Source organism: Leptospira kanakyensis (assembly GCF_004769235.1).
Lineage (GTDB): Bacteria > Spirochaetota > Leptospiria > Leptospirales > Leptospiraceae > Leptospira_A > Leptospira_A kanakyensis.
In genome coordinates, this window is record NZ_RQFG01000019.1 from 649063 (window position 1) to 665701 (window position 16639).

General features: G+C 40.1%; 17 protein-coding genes. 6 read left to right on the forward strand and 11 right to left on the reverse strand.

Annotated features, from left to right (window positions below; genetic code table 11):
• Positions 1-118 precede the first annotated feature (118 nt).
• Positions 119-553, reverse strand: a complete 435-nt coding sequence (locus EHQ16_RS17420) for a winged helix-turn-helix transcriptional regulator (RefSeq protein WP_135632443.1) — start codon at positions 551-553, stop codon at positions 119-121.
• A 114-nt stretch (positions 554-667) separates the two neighbouring features.
• Between EHQ16_RS17420 and EHQ16_RS17425 the strand changes: the two genes are divergently transcribed.
• Complete coding sequence (locus EHQ16_RS17425; RefSeq protein WP_135632444.1) at positions 668-1471, forward strand: SDR family NAD(P)-dependent oxidoreductase; 804 nt, start codon at positions 668-670, stop codon at positions 1469-1471.
• 135 nt (positions 1472-1606) lie between these two features.
• On the opposite strand, the gene EHQ16_RS17430 is transcribed toward EHQ16_RS17425, so the two are convergent.
• Positions 1607-2467 carry a flagellar hook-basal body protein gene (locus tag EHQ16_RS17430; protein WP_135569832.1) on the reverse strand — a complete coding sequence of 287 codons (861 nt, stop codon included), beginning with the start codon at positions 2465-2467 and terminating at the stop codon, positions 1607-1609.
• Between the two features lie 112 nt (positions 2468-2579).
• Between EHQ16_RS17430 and EHQ16_RS17435 the strand changes: the two genes are divergently transcribed.
• Genes EHQ16_RS17435 through EHQ16_RS17455 form a run of 5 tightly spaced genes read left to right on the forward strand, consistent with a single transcriptional unit; the run spans position 2580 to position 7998 of the window.
• Complete coding sequence (locus tag EHQ16_RS17435; protein WP_135600463.1) at positions 2580-2948, forward strand: RNA recognition motif domain-containing protein; 369 nt, start codon at positions 2580-2582, stop codon at positions 2946-2948.
• Positions 2949-4151, forward strand: coding sequence for an ATP-grasp domain-containing protein (locus tag EHQ16_RS17440; protein ID WP_135632445.1), 1203 nt, complete (start codon positions 2949-2951; stop codon positions 4149-4151).
• Positions 4148-4756: a class I SAM-dependent methyltransferase gene (locus tag EHQ16_RS17445; RefSeq protein ID WP_135632446.1), complete on the forward strand. Its 609-nt coding sequence runs from the start codon at positions 4148-4150 to the stop codon at positions 4754-4756. The genes EHQ16_RS17440 and EHQ16_RS17445 overlap by 4 nt, the downstream gene beginning before the upstream one ends.
• Entirely contained in the window at positions 4756-5637 is an 882-nt protein-coding gene (locus EHQ16_RS17450; RefSeq protein ID WP_135632447.1) for a class I SAM-dependent methyltransferase, read from the forward strand. Before EHQ16_RS17445 ends, EHQ16_RS17450 begins: the two co-directional genes overlap by 1 nt.
• A gap of 9 nt (positions 5638-5646) precedes the next feature.
• Complete coding sequence (locus tag EHQ16_RS17455) at positions 5647-7998, forward strand: YhjD/YihY/BrkB family envelope integrity protein (RefSeq protein WP_135632448.1); 2352 nt, start codon at positions 5647-5649, stop codon at positions 7996-7998.
• 76 nt (positions 7999-8074) lie between these two features.
• Here the strand turns inward: EHQ16_RS17455 and EHQ16_RS17460 are convergent, their stop codons facing one another.
• The 9 genes from EHQ16_RS17460 to rpsO all read right to left on the reverse strand — a co-directional run bounded on the left by EHQ16_RS17460 (position 8075) and on the right by rpsO (position 16617).
• A complete protein-coding gene (locus EHQ16_RS17460; RefSeq protein WP_135632449.1) occupies positions 8075-8557 on the reverse strand; it encodes a rod-binding protein in 483 nt (160 codons plus the stop codon).
• Between the two features lie 35 nt (positions 8558-8592).
• Positions 8593-9738, reverse strand: coding sequence for a flagellar basal body P-ring protein FlgI (locus tag EHQ16_RS17465; protein ID WP_135632450.1), 1146 nt, complete (start codon positions 9736-9738; stop codon positions 8593-8595).
• Positions 9739-9744: 6 nt separating this feature from the next.
• Positions 9745-10521 carry a flagellar basal body L-ring protein FlgH gene (locus tag EHQ16_RS17470; protein ID WP_135632451.1) on the reverse strand — a complete coding sequence of 259 codons (777 nt, stop codon included), beginning with the start codon at positions 10519-10521 and terminating at the stop codon, positions 9745-9747.
• A 7-nt stretch (positions 10522-10528) separates the two neighbouring features.
• The gene (gene flgA, locus EHQ16_RS17475) at positions 10529-11479 is read right to left on the reverse strand and encodes a flagellar basal body P-ring formation chaperone FlgA (RefSeq protein WP_135632452.1); all 951 of its coding nucleotides are present in this window, start codon (positions 11477-11479) and stop codon (positions 10529-10531) included.
• Positions 11479-12276 (reverse strand): flagellar basal-body rod protein FlgG, encoded by a 798-nt coding sequence (flgG, locus tag EHQ16_RS17480; protein ID WP_004788667.1) that lies wholly within the window; start codon positions 12274-12276, stop codon positions 11479-11481. Before flgG ends, flgA begins: the two co-directional genes overlap by 1 nt.
• A gap of 72 nt (positions 12277-12348) precedes the next feature.
• The gene (gene dut, locus EHQ16_RS17485) at positions 12349-12792 is read right to left on the reverse strand and encodes a dUTP diphosphatase (protein WP_135632453.1); all 444 of its coding nucleotides are present in this window, start codon (positions 12790-12792) and stop codon (positions 12349-12351) included.
• 139 nt (positions 12793-12931) lie between these two features.
• Positions 12932-14218 (reverse strand): M16 family metallopeptidase, encoded by a 1287-nt coding sequence (locus EHQ16_RS17490; RefSeq protein ID WP_135632454.1) that lies wholly within the window; start codon positions 14216-14218, stop codon positions 12932-12934.
• A 36-nt stretch (positions 14219-14254) separates the two neighbouring features.
• Positions 14255-16345, reverse strand: a complete 2091-nt coding sequence (pnp, locus tag EHQ16_RS17495) for a polyribonucleotide nucleotidyltransferase (protein WP_135632455.1) — start codon at positions 16343-16345, stop codon at positions 14255-14257.
• 5 nt (positions 16346-16350) lie between these two features.
• The gene (gene rpsO / locus EHQ16_RS17500; protein ID WP_100742754.1) at positions 16351-16617 is read right to left on the reverse strand and encodes a 30S ribosomal protein S15; all 267 of its coding nucleotides are present in this window, start codon (positions 16615-16617) and stop codon (positions 16351-16353) included.
• Positions 16618-16639: the final 22 nt, after the last annotated feature.

Below are 16639 nucleotides of genomic sequence, written 5' to 3' on the forward strand. Positions count from 1 at the left end.
TTCTAGTAAAAAGAATTTAATATAAATTTAATACAATGTCTTTCGGGGATTCACACGAGAAAATAAATCCTATGGCAGAAAGGATATCAGATGATTCATTAAGAAAGATTTTATTTATCTATTCCTTCTCGGTAGGAGAAGCCAGTTCCTTTTTTAGGTCTTTCATCAGAGTGCGCACAACTGTTTCTTTATCTTTTTTTACTGCTTTCATTCTATCTTTTAGATCTTTAGGAATATCAAAATACTTTTCAGCCCATAGATGAATTTCCACTAAGATAGGAAGTAAATCGATTCCTTTATTCGTTAACTGATACAGAACTTTTGCTTTGCTATCAGGATGGTCTAATTTTTCAATCAGATCATTTTCCTCGAGCAACTGAAGCCTGGATGCCAGAATATTTGTAGCAATGCCTTCTCCTGATTTCAAAAAATCACCATAAGTGCATTTTTTATGGTTCATGAGGTCTCTGATAATGAGAAGGGACCACTTATCCCCCCAGATATCAAGAGAACAACTAATGGGGCAATCTGATCTTTTTTGATTTGTTGGCATAATTTTCCAAAATTTCACTTGCAAATTGAAAGTAGTTTTCGTCCATTTTACTTGTGAATTGCAAGTGATTAGTATATGGATCTCAATTTACATGATACAAGACAAGGATAAAATATGAAACAGACAATTCTCGTTACAGGCGCTTCTTCCGGAATCGGGCTTCTGATTGCAAATAAACTCCACAAGGACGGTCATACTGTGGTCGGTACAAGCCGAAATCCAAAAAACCATTCTTCCCAAGTCCCTTTTAAAATGATTGAATTAGACATTACCTCGGATAGCTCCATCGAATCCTTTGGGAAACGATTGTTTAATGAAATTGCAAAGTTAGATGTTTTAATCAATAACGCAGGGTATTTAGTTGCAGGTCTTGCAGAAGAGACTTCGGTTGATTTAGGGAAACAACAATTTGAAACTAATTTTTGGGGGACTGTTAAAATCACCAATCAGTTGTTACCCTACTTTAGAAAACAAAGATCTGGAAAAATCATAACCGTTGGATCATTTTTAGGACTGATTGGACTACCAACCGTTTCCTACTACTCAGCCTCAAAACATGCACTTGAAGGTTACTTTAAGGTTCTACGTTTTGAACTTAGAGACTTTAACATTAAAGTAAGTATGGTGGAACCAATGAGTTTCCAAACCAATATTGGTAATAATGCGGTTCGTTCTGATTTGCAAATTGAAGATTATGATGTATTACGGAAACAAACTGCGGCTTTTTCTAAAAATGAATTCAGTAATTCGCCAACGCCTGAACCAGTGATAAGCACCATCGTTCAAGTGATTCATGAAAAAGATCCAAAATTTAATTTCCCAGTAGGCGCGGGTGCTTCCTTTATCCTTACGATGCAACACTATGCATATAAACTATTCGAAGGTGCTATCTTAAAAAAATTGCGTAACGCTAAATAATATTCGTTAACAAAGGTTTATGTAGCAAGTGGACATTCGAAAGGGGGTTGTTGTAAAGGTAATTTAAATTTTTACAACAACCCTTGATGGAAGGATTTCTCAGCTCGAATCAAATAGATTATGCGGTAATTTATCCTATCGCATGATCTCAAATAGTCGACCCAGTAAACTGTCTTGGGTTTGCATGGTTTTGGAATTGGCTTCGTAAGCGCGGTTTACTTCAATCATGTCTACCATCTCAGTCACAACAGATACATTCGAAGCTTCTAAATAACCTTGTAAGACTTGTGGGGCAAGAAGTTCTGGAAAGGCCGTAGGTTCGCCGGATTCAGGAGTGTCGGAATAAAACGAGTCCCCTTCTTTGTCTAAGTGGCGTGGGTTTTCAACCGTGCGGATTTTTAATTTATCGAGTAGGACTGGGTCTTCGAATCTGTTTTCGCTAAAATTGGTTCCGTCTTTGGGAGCGGTTCCGAGTTTGGCATTGATATAGATTTCCCCATTTTCTTTCACAAGGAAATTTCCTTGGTTCACTTGGATGGGACCTTTTTCGCCGAGAAGAGGAAACCCTTGGGGAGTCACCACAAACCCGTTTTTATCCAAAACAAAACTCCCACTCCGAGTGAGGCGTTCCCCACGATTGGTAAGAACGGAAAAGAAGGCAGGTTTTTCCATTCCAGGTTGGTCTTGCACCATCAAATCAAAAATATTATCAGTTTTTTTCACAGCCCCTTGTTCGAAGCGAGTGTACACTTCGTTTACCTCGGCACCAAACCCCAGTTTACCGACAACTGGGGATGTATCAAAGGAACCCATCGGAGTTTTTCCAATCCCATCTTCTGAGTATCGATGGAGTAACATTTCGGGAAAGGTTTTGAAGACTGTGGTATCTTTTTTAAAAGCAGTTTTATCCACATTGGCCAAATTGTTGGCAACCACATCCATTCTCACTTGTTGGGAAATCATCCCATTGGCACCAGTATAGAGTCCTCGTAACATAACGTTCCTACCTATATTTTCTTTCGACAAGATCCGCCGATTCCCCAAGAGAAAATGCGACATAGTCAAAAAAGAGTTGAAGTTTTCACGAAAATTCATAGAAAAGAAGGACATGAAGTTATCCATTGGAAACCTCCCCCAGTCGCTCACCGAAGAAGCCTTAGAAAAACTTCTTTCTGCTCATGGAAAAGTGGAACACCTCCAAATCAAACGGGACAAAATCACCAAGGTATCCTTGGGATATGGAACGGCAGATATGGCGGATGCTGATGCAACCAAAGCAATTTCGGCTCTCAACGGAAAAGAAATCGAAGGTAAGGCCATTGTCCTCGTCAACCAGGAAGAACTGACCAAATCCCAAAATGAAGCCGCGAAAAAGAAAGGAAGCCCTGCCGTTTCCAAACCTACTTTTGGCAGAAACCAAACTTCAGGTGGTGGCAATACAGGAGTCCAAAGAAGAGGCGGGTCTCGCGGTTCATAGATGAAACAGCTGACCGGCAGTTATCTTTCCATTGGAGCCGGAGAGAACCAAATCCCACTCATTCGTGCAGCAAAGGCAAGAGGGCTGAAGGTGATCTCGGTAGACACAAATCCAGAGGCTCCTGGTCTTGTGGAATCAGACATTCGCATATTAGAATCTACTCATGAGTATAGAAAAATCCTTCATGCCATGAGTCGTGTCCCTCTTCCTTTCAAACTGATGGGAGTGGGTTCCAGGTCATTTGGAAAAGCAGTTTATACAGTTTCTTATTTAGCAGAAAAATTAAAACTCCGGGGAAATCCTCGTGATACGGTAAATTTGTTTTTGGACAAAGAAAGGTTCAAAACGGCAGTGTCGAAATTTGGGATCCCCCTTCCCGCTTCTCTCCAATCCAGTTTACAAACGAAAGCCAAAGAAAAAAAAATAAAACTCAAGTTTCCCCTCATCGCCAAACCCAAAGAAGGTTCTGGGAAAAAAGGAATTACTGTATTCGAATCGGAAGCAGAGTTTAAAAAAATCACTCGTTTGAAAGCAAGTGAAGGTTATCTTTTGGAACCTTTGATTTCTGGAGATGAAGTGACTGTCCTTGGTTTTGTCATTGCTAGAAGATTTTATTTGATTTCCCTCACAGACAAAATTACCACAGGAAAACCTAACTTTATCGAGGTGGCCCATGTGGCACCGTCCCAACATATCGATTTGGCAGGGGAAATCAAAATGATCTGCCAAGCAGTTGTCACGGCAACCAAACTAAAAACGGGACCTTTCGTTGCTGAATTCAAAATCACCAAAAATAAAGAATGCCTTCTCATCGAATCAGCTCCTGAAGTGGGCGGAGAATTTTTGGCAGATGTTCTTATCCCCGAACACTACGGATATAAATACTTTAATGATTTACTTTCTGTGACCATTGGCGAAAAAACAAGGCCAGGTTTTTTAAAAAAAGCAAAAGATGGGGTCACCAAATCGGCATTAGTTTTTACCCTTCCCCCAGAACGCCAAAAAAAGATGGGCGAACCCTTTGTCTTAGAACCAAACACTGGCGAAACGGTCTTTTTCCAAAAACAATTAATTCCGACAGGTGCCGCTCTCGATAAATTAGAAGGGAATCACAAAAGAACCCAGGTGTTTGGCATCTCAACCAAACTATCTATTTCCGCCGAAGATTGGTTAGATTCCATTTTCCAAAGAATCAATTCATGAAAAATGTCTGGGATGAACACTATGAAAGGCCAAAATCAAAATTGTCCTTTCCGGATGAAAATTTAGTCCGTCTTTTGTCTAGAATCCAACCTAAAAACAGGAAGGCTCTCGACTTTGGATGTGGTTCTGGAAGGCATTCTTATCTTTTGCAAAATGAAGGTTATCTTGTCACTGGTTGTGACAACTCAAAAACCACCATTGATCTCTTAAATGAAGGTAAACCACCGATTCGTTTCCTCCACACTCCAAATTCTAACCTCCCATTTTCTACAAAAGAATTTGGGCTCATCTTAAGTTGGGGAGTTTTCCATTACAACCAAAGAGAAGAGGCAAAAAAACTCCTCTCTTCTTTATATGAAACCTTGGATACCGGCGGGTATCTTTTGGGTTCGATCCGCGCGGATGGGGATACCCATCTGGGTCTAACACAAGGAAAAATAAACTTATCCGACTTAAGCGGTGGTTATGCGGAAACCTATTCCCTTGAAGATTTAAAATCATTTTTATCCATTTTTTCCAAAGTTTCGATTGGTTATTCGGAAAGAACTCCCCTCAACAAATTAGAAGAACGAATTTGTCACTGGTTTTTCCTTGCTGAAAAATAATGAATCCGAACCCTTCTTTGACCGAAATATGCCCTCTTGACCAAACAAATGATTGGCGACCCTTATACAAAACTACAGGAAAATATTCAGGATTGTCCATTGTAGAATGCAAACACTGTAAACTCCAAGCACTCTATCCTCGTCCCAACCAAAAGGAACTTTATACCAAAGACTACTACCAAGGCAAAGCAGAGTATACATACATAGATGAAAGGGATCATAAAAAATTTTTTCGATATGTTTGGAAAGCAAGGATTCGAAATATCCAAAGATTTATAAAGTCCGGAAACTTTTTAGACATTGGATCCTCGTTCGGGGGATTTTTAGAAACAGCGAAAGAAGCCGGTTTTTCCGTCCAAGGTGTGGAAATTTCTGAGTATGCTTCCCGTTATGCGAATGAAAATGGAATCCCTACCTTTCAAGGGGACTTACTGGGTGCAGAATTTCCAAACGAACATTTCCAGGTGATCACGATGGTAGAAGTGATCGAACATATCGAAAATCCGAATTTGTTTTTTAAAGAACTTAGCAGGATTTTAAAACCGGGAGGACTTCTCCTATTACAAACCGCCAATTTTGATGGATGGCAAGCCAAAACAGAAGGCCCGAACTACCACTACTACATGCCTGGCCATGTTTTTTATTACTCCGATACCATCCTAAAAAAAATATTGACGAACCTTGGATTTAGTCGTTTTTTATCATACTTCGGAGTGGATTTTCCTTTGTATGCGAAACTTCAAAAATCAAGAGGTTCTTTTCAAAAATGGAAAGACTACTTCCAATGGTTTCGCATTTCGTATTATCATTTTAAGTCAAAATGGAAACGAAATGGATTTCCCATCACTTCAAGTTACGTTTTGTACGCTTTTAAAAAATAGGTAACCCCAATGAATGATCTCACCCAACCTACTTTACTTGTCCGACTCACAACGATTCCAGAAGAAAAAGGTTGGAAAAGAAAACTCATTTTAGGGATTCGAGTTTTACTCGTTTCCATCCATAGGTTTATGAAAGATGATTGCCTCATCATTGGATCAAGTCTTGCCTATACAACCATAGTCACTCTGATCCCAACACTCACGGTGGCCCTTGCCCTCATCACGGTGGCTTCGGGAATCCAAACCAGGCAGGGGGAAATGGTAGATGAAATCAATGCCTACCTTCTTCGCAACAACATCCAATTTGATATCACACCATATCTCGAAACTTTGACAGACATCATCGCAACCGCTTCTCAAATTGGAGCCGTTGGTTTTGTTGTTTTTATTTTTTCCGCTACGGCAGTGTTGCGGTCTTTAGAAAAGGCATTCCATATCATTTGGAAAATTGACCTTCACAGAAATTTTATTAATAAATTTGTATTTTACTTCTTTTTAATTTCCTTTGGGCCCCTCCTCTTTGTGGTTGGAAAAAATATCACAGATAAAATTTCTGATTCCGTTCGCCCTCCCCACCTCAAATCAATTGTTTCCACCAAACATGGTGATCTATGGGTGGCAGGAGAAAAAGGAAATATTGGAAGTATCAAAGAACTAAATAAATCCGTATCCTTCATTCCAAATTCTAGCATTGATTTCGAAAATATGCTTTGTATTGATTTTGATACAGTAGAAACAGGAACATGTAAAAAACCAGATATCTCTAAGGAAAATTTTTTCCGAATTCGAAGCGTTGGGAATGCACTATTTTCCATCTCGGAAGAAGGAACCTTTCTTTATTCGAATGATTTAGGTAAAACTTGGAATCTTCATTCTCTCAAAGGAATTTCTGTCTCTGATTTTGGAGCAATCGATTATGATACTCTATTCATTCTTACCAAAGACACTCGCACCCTTCGGTATGAAATCGGTAAAACCTTAAAGGAAATCAAACGGTTTACAGATCCTGCCATCACCCCGATTCGGATTCGTTTTTTCTCCGATAAGGATGGTTTTATTTTAGATCGCGAAGGAAGACTTTGGAAAACCAGTGATGGAGGAGTTACCTTTTTTCCTCAAGAGATATCACCGAAACCACTCAATGACATTGCTTTTTTAAACCGAAACGTAGGATTTTTAGTTGGTGATAGTGGTGTTATTTTTAAAACAACTGACGGTGGTTATACTTGGAGTGAATTAAGCCATAGAAAGTATTCCTACGAACGTGTTTGGGTTTTTGCTTCTCCGAAAAAACAAGATTACGATGTTTATATCCTTACTTCCCTTGGAGATATTCTTTTGTCAGAAGATGAAGGAGAAAATTGGTCCACAGCTTATAAAGGAAAAGCTGGTATGATTTTGGATATGATCCTCCTTTCCAAAAAAAATACGGAAGTGGAGGTCGCAGCGGACGGAACTGTTTTACCTACGGAAGAAACTGTGGAAATTGAAACCCAAGGGGAAACAAATTCCACAAACGAAACTATGTTAGGTTTGGTTGGCGTAGGAGAATTTAATAAAATCATTCGAGTGGAAGAAGATGCAAAAGGCCAAACCATTTGGAAAAAATACCAAGGAGGAAAAAGATTTTTTTCTCTCTATTCTATTTTTCAAATCCTGCTTCCACTCCTTGCACTTTGGCTTTTCTTTTTGTTAATTTTTAACATCATCCCCAATACAAAAGTCCCTTTAAAAGCATCTTCCATTGGAGCGGCAGTGACCGGGGTCATTCTCATCATTTTCTTTTGGGGGTTTATCAATATCTACCTAACCTCATTTACAGAAAAAACGATGTTAGTGTATAAGGCACTCGCAGCCATTCCGATTGCCTTACTTGCCATTTATTCCATCTCTCTCATCATTTTGTATGGTGCAGAGGTCACTGCTACTTTACAATTCCCAGACAGATACATTCTTCCCAAACATCCCTTTGAAGATATTGATAGTAATTTATCCTATGAGTTTTACAAAACCATTCAAGTTTTGACCCTCACGTATGACCACCAATCAAAAGAAGGAGAACTCATCAAACTTTCTGGTTTAAGGAAAAAGTTACTGATGCCAGAAAAAGATTTAAATACCATTTTAGAAAAGTTAACCCAAGCAAAACTAGTAGAAACAACGGAAGACAAAAGGATCGCACCAGTCAAACTAACAGAACAGATAGACTTGGTAGCGTTATACGAACAAACTTCTAGTTTTAAATTAGGAGCACCAAAGGAACTTTCCAATCTTTCTACAAAACTGAATGAAAGTTTGAGTCAGTTAGAAGGAAAACTTAAAGAGGAACTAAAAAAGATATCTTTTAAAGATTTAGTTTAGGTTTAAAAACTAAGTTAGGAACCAATTTAATTTTTAACTTTAGTAGACATTAGCCTTTCCAACAAAAGGCTAATGTCTAGAGATAAGGATTTTTTTTCACCGGCGGAAGAGAAGCTGACATTTGTTTGTAGATCTCTTCTGCAAGTCCCATCGATTCATTTTGAGAAATGTTTTTTGCATACTCATCGTATAACATATCTTCAAAAATTTCTTCCGCATAACCACCATCAATGAGTTTCTCTTTGTGGACGCTGTTTTTCATTTCTTTTAACATCATCTTCACAAATACAGATTCAAATTCAACAGACGCATCATAGAGTTTTTTTCTGTAAGGATCTTCTTTAATTTCCTCACGAATGTTTTGTGGAACTCGGAGGGCAGAAGAACTCACCTTACCCATAATTTCTTCATGGTTTTCTAGTAGGTTCTGGAAATCGGACACACCTTCTTTTTTGGGTGATTTCATTTCATCCGAATAGGATTTCATCCGGTTCAGAATGGATTCGTCCTGGGAACGGCTCAGACGATTCGAATAGTCTTGGATTTTATGAATGTCCATATTATGTCTACTAAACCTATCGGCAGATTTCCAAATTACTGAATCACAAGTTCTGCTTTTAAGGCCCCTTGTTTTTTTAAGGCCTCCAAAATGGAGATAATGTCCCGAGTCGATGCTCCGACTTTGTTCAAAGCTCCCACTACGTCAGAAACTTGGGTGGTTTCTTTTAAAACAAAAACAGATTCACCCTTTCCCTCTTCTTGGATGGGGAAAAAATACCGAGACTTGTCTCTACTTGCAATTTGGATGGTGAGGCCTTGTTGGGAAATGGCAACCTCATCAATGGCGATATTTGCTCCCATCACAATGGTCCCTGTCCTTTCGTTGATCACCACCCGAGCGACAGGCGAAGAGTTGACTATTAAGTTTTCTAATTTAGCAAGAAAGGCCAAATCCAGTTTGGGTTCGCCGGCTGCCATTTCGCTCGCTGGAGTCTGGCCTGGATTTTTTAGTGGAAGGGGAACAAGGACTTCTGTGGGAGATACCACCTCTGGAAACACAGCAAGTTCGGCGGTGATGGCATCCACAATCGCACCCATCGTTGTATAATCTTTTTCAAGAAGTGTGAGTTTGACTGATTTGGTTACTGGGGCATTGGGAACTGATTTTTCCAAAATCGCACCCATAGGAACAAGAGCGGTATTCGATCCTGATTTTTTATCAGCTCCACCACGTTTTTTCTCTTTTCCACCAAACGCGAGTACGCCGGAAGCAACAGCAATGGTTTCCCCATTCCCTGCTTTGAGAGGAGATTGCAAAAGTACTCCTCCCTCGAGGGAACGTGCATCCCCTAGTGAAGAAACCAAAACATCGATTTTATCTCCTTCTTTCAAGTTGACCGGAACATTAGCAGTGATAAGCACCGAAGCGGTATTTTTGGCATCTCTCAGATTCTTTTTGGTATTCACACCAAGACCTGCGAGGTAATTTTGTAAGGCCTCTTCCGTGAGCGGATTTTTTGTATCTCCTGTTCCATTGAGACCAACCACAAGTCCAAAGCCTGTGAGTTGGTTTTCCCTGACCGCATCAATTCGCACTAAATCTTTTAGTCTCGTTTCTACGGCAAAACTAGGGAGAGTCGCAAAGAAAAAAATGGCAAGTGCGACAAAGGGATTAGAGAAAAAACGGAAAATTTCTTTTTTCAACTTTAGGTTTAACAAATTTTGATTCAAAATAGTCATACTTACTTACTCACTTTCACCTAAGAGTCGTTTGATATTCTTTAAAATGATTTCTTGTTTTTCCGGCTCCGATAGTTCTGCTTTTTCAGTTACAGTTCCATCGGGATTTGTGATCCGTTTCATTTGGATGTTCGGATTTGTGAGTTCTTTAGGGTTTAAGGTTCCTTGGTATTCCACTCTTAGGTTGGCAATCAGATCACTGGAAATAAAACGATTTTTGTCTAGGTCTTCTGGAGAGATAGTTCCCGACAAACGAAGGTTAATTCTTTCTTCTGATAAATTAAATACCTTACTTCCCTCAAGTTCCAAATTTCCCGTTCCCGGATCAATTCCAGTGACAAGAACTGCCATCACACCCACCACTTTGCCTTGGGATTTGGATTTTCCTACTTTTGACCTCATGTATGTAGAATTTGAGTTATAAGCTGGAAGATCAGGAACCAATTTTTTATCTGGAACGGTTTTGATATCGTTATCAAAAGTAGCTTTATATTCGGACTCATATTCCACACGGAGTCCGTTTTTCAAAACTACCTTTACCACTGTTCCTGGTTGGATGGTTTTGGGATAAGAATAAGGATCTTTATCTTTCCATAAAGAATCCGCAGCAAAAACGGCAAGTCCTGTAAAAGTTAAAATGCCTACGATCAGAAATTCAAAAAATGATATCAGAAGATTTCTGCCAATGGGAGAGCGAACCTGAGAATGTTTTTCTGGGTTAGTTTTTTGCTTTAAATTCGAATGCGGATATAGTTTTGAATCTAAACGGCTATATGGTTTCATAAATATTTCAAATCTCTTCCAGAAGGCAGATCCCTTCATTTTGAACTCTGGCTTTGATGATTTTTTGAGAAGCTAAGTTGAGAACAGAAATTTCATCACCTTTGTTTCCTGATGCAAGTGCTCTTGTTTTAATTTTTAATAAAAGATTACCAGTAGTATAAACAAGTTGTACTTCTTGTCCCCTTTCAATGGTGTGAAGGGTGCGGACTTGTTTTTTTTCAATGGTTGTATCAGAAGTGAGAGCATTCAGAGCTGTTTTCCCAACGGGACTTTCTTCCACATATTCGCGGTTATGGTCTGCTGTAAAAAATGATCGGATTTCTACATCTTCCTCAGTTAAGACCGTTTTTGCGGGAATTTCTCTCTTGGAAAAATAGGCTTTTTTCTTTTCTTCAATCAGAAAGGGAACAGATTCAGAATGAACCATCTTTCCTTCAAAATAATAATCCAAAGGAAAAAGTCTTTTTCCTCCATGAAGGGTGCGGCCAGTATTTCTCCAAACGAGTTTGGTTCCGGAGATTACAAACAACGAATCTTTTTCAGAACTGAGTCGAAACAATTCTCCATCTTCACCAATCGTCTGTTCAACGGATTCTCTTAGTTCTTTCCAAAGGGAACGTTCTAAATCTTTTTTAGGAACGAGAGTGGTTTTAGGGAGTAAAATTCCCTCTTTTCCCATCACTTCAAAAGAAACAGATTCACCTGTTTCTTTTGTTTCTAAACTATAACGAGAATTTAAAACATTTACCAATTGTTCGGGAGTCAGAATTTTTGGTGATTGTAAATTTTGAAAAATGACTGGGTTCCAGTTTCCTTTCCAGTTGGTAAAATCAGACAGACGGATCTCCCCTGCACCCACAATGGTTTTGGGTTTTAAGTAGAGTCGAAAATCTTTCCCACTTGCCAAGGTGGGCAAAGTGAAACCTAAACTAAAAAAGAATAGAACCCAAAGTTTCATTAACGTTTGAGTCCAATCGCCGTAGAAAGCATGTTATCTGAGGTTTGGATGGTTTTGGAATTGGATTCATAGGCCCTTTGTGCCACAATCATATTCACCATCTCTTCTACGATCTTTACGTTACTCATCTCTAAAAACCCTTGTAAAACACTTCCATACCCTTCCTGCGAAGGCATTCCTGGAATTTCTGGGCCGGAAGCCACAGTTTCCCGAAATAAGTTTTTTCCCACAGCTTGGAGACCTGCCGGGTTCACAAACCGGTAAAGTTCCAATTGGCCAATGGTAGTTGGACGAATATCGTTACCGATTTTAACAGTGACTTCTCCTTCTTCGGAAACCATCAAAGTATTGAGGATCGCATTTTCAGGAAGGATGATCGGTGGCTCGAGTAAGTAACCGTTCGATGTAACCACTTGTTGGTTGGAATCAATTTTATAAGATCCGTCCCTTGAGTAGGAAAAAGTTCCATCTGGCATTTGGATTTTAAAAAATGCCATCTCGCCGGTTAGGGCAAGGTCAAGTTTGTTTCCTGTGGCTTGGAAAGAACCAATTTCGAATAACTTTTGTGTGGCGGCGACTTTCACACCATGACCCACATTCACACCAGTAGGAATTTCGGAAACAGAGGTGGCTGGAGTTCCCGCAAGCACTTGGTGTTGATAAACTAAATCTTCAAAGTCCACGCGGTTCTTTTTAAAACCAGTGGTGTTTACGTTGGCAAGGTTATTGGCAACCGTATCAATATGGAATTGTTGGGCAATCATCCCGGTAGCACCGGTCCAAAGGGATCGCATCATAAAAAAGCACCTCTACAGCTTCCTATCGGTAGAGTTCAAAAAAAGCTAAGTGTCTTTTTTTCTAATTATGTCTTATTTTCCTGTGCTCCCAAATCCGCCGGTTCCCCTTTCTGTGGCGGAAAGTTCTGTTACCACTTGAACGGGCAGCTGTGCTACCGAATGGAGAACCATTTGCGCCACCCGAGTACCCGGCTCCAGAACAAAGTCTTCTCCACTCAAGTTTAGAAGTGGAATGAGAATTTCTCCCCGGTAATCCGAATCGATGGTTCCAGGACTATTGGGCATCATGATGCGGTTCTTGGTGGAAAATCCACTTCTTGGACGAACTTGGCCTTCGTATCCTTCGGGAATGGCCATGGCAAGACCAGTCGGGACAAAAACCACTTTGCCATTCGGTAGGATGAGATTTTCAGAAAGACATGCCGACAAATCCATTCCGGCGGAACCGGAAGTTTTGTATTCAGGGATCACTGCCCCCTCTTTTAAAATCTGGATGTGAATTTCAGGTAATTTCATTTTGTCCTTTGTATGCGTCGTTTTCTTTCTATTGGTGCCAGGCCAGAAGGTTCTACGCAAGAATCCTACCTGCTTCCCATCTTCTTTGTGGAGTTTGTTTTTTTATATCTTCACTCTGGGTTCTTTCCGGACGTTTCACCTATCCACCAAACTGTATGGGGATTTTGGCAAACTGAGATTCAGACATATCTCCCACACAAGACAAATGCACTTTTTTTAGATCAAACAATTGTTTTGCGGTTTCATTGATTTCCTCCAAGGTCACCGACTTGATGGATTTCATTCGGTCTTCCAAAGAAAAATACTTACCATAGTAAATTTCTTGGAGGCCAATATTATTCATTCGGTTTTCTGGAAGTTCATAACCAATAGCAATGGAACCCATTTGATTGGATTTTGCATCGGCAAGTTCCGATTTGGAAAATCCGTTTTTTGCAATACTTTCCAATTCCTTTAGAATCAGTTCCACGCAGCGTGCTGCTTTTTCTTTCGAAGTCGCAGAAGAGATCGAAAAAAGCCCCGTTGTTTTGTAATAGGAAGGAAAACTATAAATGCTATAACAGAGCCCTTCTTTTTCCCTGATGTTTTGGAAGAGCCTTGATGCCATTCCCCCACCAAGGATGGTAGAGATGAGTTGGGTGACAGTTACCGTTCGGTAATCTCTCTGGTTTCCATTCACACCAAGCATAATATGAAACTGTTCGATTTTACGACGTTCCAAATGCTTCGAATAACTTTTTTTAGGTGCTGGAATGATGAGCTCCGTCGGGTTTTTACCCTTAGGATTTTCAAAGGAAAAATATTTATTCGTTAAGTCTAAAATTTTTTCCCAAGTGAAATTTCCAGAAACAGAAATCACCATGTTCTTTGGGAAGTAGTGTTTTTCAAAAAAAGTCCGGATGGATTTTTCACTCACACCGGTGACTGATTTTTTCGTTCCAATGATATCACGGCCGTAAGGTGACTTTCCAAAAATATTACGAAAGTAATAATCATAAACAAAATCATCAGGGGCATCTTCATAAGAACGCATCTCTTCCATAATGACACCTTTTTCGATGTGGATGTCTTCTTTACGAAAAAGAGGACGAAAGAGCATATCGGAAAGGATATCAAAAGCAAGTTCCGCTTGGTCTTTGATGGCAACTACATAGTATTGGGTATATTCACGGCCAGTGGAACCATTTAAAATTCCACCCACACGTTCAATGGATTCAGCGATTTCTTTGCTGGTTCGGTTTACCGTGTCTTTGAAGAGCATATGCTCTAAAAAGTGAAAGTATCCATGTTCGGAATTGGTTTCGGCAAGACTGCCTTGTTTCAAAAAAACACCCACCCCCATTGAGGATGCGTGTTTCATAGGTTGGAAAAGAACCGTTAACCCATTAGGTAAAACAGTCCTTTTGCATTCGATAACGGATGCCATTTGGTTACTCCCCCCAAACAGTCGTTTGGGGACTGTTTAGTTGTCTAAAAGAACATCCTTACGAGAAAGGTCGATTTTTCCCATTTTATCAACGGAAATTACCTTTACTTGGATTTTGTCCCCTTCGGAAACAATGTCACGAACCGATTGCACTCGTTTCACATCTAGTTTAGAGATATGGCAGAGACCTTCTTTTCCTGGCAAAATTTCAACAAAAGCACCAAAGTCAGCAATTCGTTTGATGACACCGTCGTAGATTTTACCTACTTCGATTTCTTCAAAGATACCGTCGATCATAGCAATGGCTTTGTCTTTAGACTCTTCACTTGGTGAAGCAATGGTTACTTTACCTGTGTCATCCACAGAAATTTCAGAGCCCGATTGTTCAATGATCGCACGAATCATTTTACCACCAGGGCCAATGAGTTCGCCAATACGATCTTTAGGAATTTGTTTCAGAGTGATGCGTGGTGCATTGTTACTCAAATTTCCTTTTACGGAAGAAATCGCTTTGTTCATTTCCCCAAGGATATGGTCACGACCGACTTCTGCTTGTTCAATGGCTTTTTGTAAAACTTCCAAACCAAGTCCATTGACTTTTAGATCCATTTGGAAAGCAGTGATTCCTTTTTTGGTTCCTGCTAGTTTGAAGTCCATGTCACCAAAGTGGTCTTCGATTCCGGCAATGTCAGAAAGAACCGCAAATCGACCTTTTTCATCACTGAAAAGACCCATTGCAATTCCAGAAACTGGACCAGAAATCGGAACTCCACCAGCCATTAGAGCCAAGGTTCCCGAACAAACGGAAGCCATAGAGGAAGATCCATTGGATTCTAAAATTTCAGAAACAATACGGATGACATAAGGAAAGTCTGCCTGAGTCGGTAGAACTTTTTTAATCGCACGTTCCGCCAAGTTTCCGTGACCTATTTCACGACGACCAGGACCTGAGTTACGACGCACCTCTCCCACAGAGAATGCTGGGAAATTGTAGTGCAACATAAAGTTCTTCTCTTTCGAACCTTCCAAAGTTTCGTATCTTTGGTTGTCAGAAGTTGTTCCTAGAGTGACAACACCAAGTGATTGGGTTTGTCCACGAGTGAACACTGCCGAACCATGAGGCCCAGGAAGGACATCCACTTCACAAGAAATTTGACGAATTTCATTGGTTTTACGACCGTCAAAACGAATTCCTTCGCCGAGCACAAGTTCGCGAACCACTTCATATTCTAATTCATGTAAGAAATGTTTGATATCTTTTGATTTGTCTTCTGGAGCGAGTAGAGTTTTAAAATGTTCTACAGTCTCTTTGTTGATGGCTTTGATGTCATCGTTACGTTTTGCTTTGTCTGCGTTTTTGTTCGCAGCAGTCAAACGGTCAAAAGCAAACGCACGAATTTTAGCATGGAGGTCTTTATCAGGAGCTTTTAAAACAACTTCCTTTTTTACCGTTCCATTTTTCTTAGCCAACTCTTCTTGCATCGCCACAGCAACCTTCAATTGTTCCTGTGCAAAACGAAGTGCTGCCATCATATCATCTTTGGAGATTTCGTTTGCTTCCCCTTCGATCATTACGATGGCATCTTTGGTTCCCGCAACTACCAAATCCAAATCAGATTTTGTAATTTCTTCGTTTGTAGGGTTGAGAACAAATTCTCCACCGATACGACCGATACGAGCACCAGCGATAGGGCCAGCAAATGGAATCGAAGAAACAGAAAGTGCCGCCGAAGCTGCGTTAATCGCATGGCCTTGGACAGATACTTGTTTGTCTGCTGATAATACTTGAACGAGAAGTTGTACTTCTGAGAAGTAACCTTCTGGAAACATAGGGCGAATGGGACGATCGAGAATTCGAGAGAGTAAAACTTCGTGTTCTGCTGGTTTTGCTTCGCGTTTGAAGTAACCACCAGGAAAACGACCTACAGAATAGGCTTTCTCTGTGTATTCGCAAGTGAGTGGGAAAAAATCTTGTCCTTCTTTTGGTTCGTCAGCCGCACAAACTGTGGCAAGGAGAACCAAATTTCCGGTTTTGTATACAACCGACCCGTGAGCTTGTTTCGCCCACTTGCCGGTCTCAATGGTGATAGAGTCTCTACCCCAAGAACCAGTGAACTCTGTAGCCATAGGAATTACTTCCTAAGGCCGAGTTTTTCAATCAGCTTTTTATAACTTTCTACGTTGGACTTTTTAAGGTATTCCAACAAACTCTTTCTCTGGTTCACCATTGCGATTAGACCGCGGCGAGAGTGAAAGTCCTTCTTATTCGCTTTGAAATGCTCAGTAAGGTCTTTGATTCGAGAGTCGAGAAGAGCGATTTGTACTTCTGCAGAACCTGTGTCGTTTGGTTTGCTACCGAATGTAGCAATGATCTGCTGTTTTTGTTCTTTTGTGATCATACTAGTGTCCAGATTTTAAGAA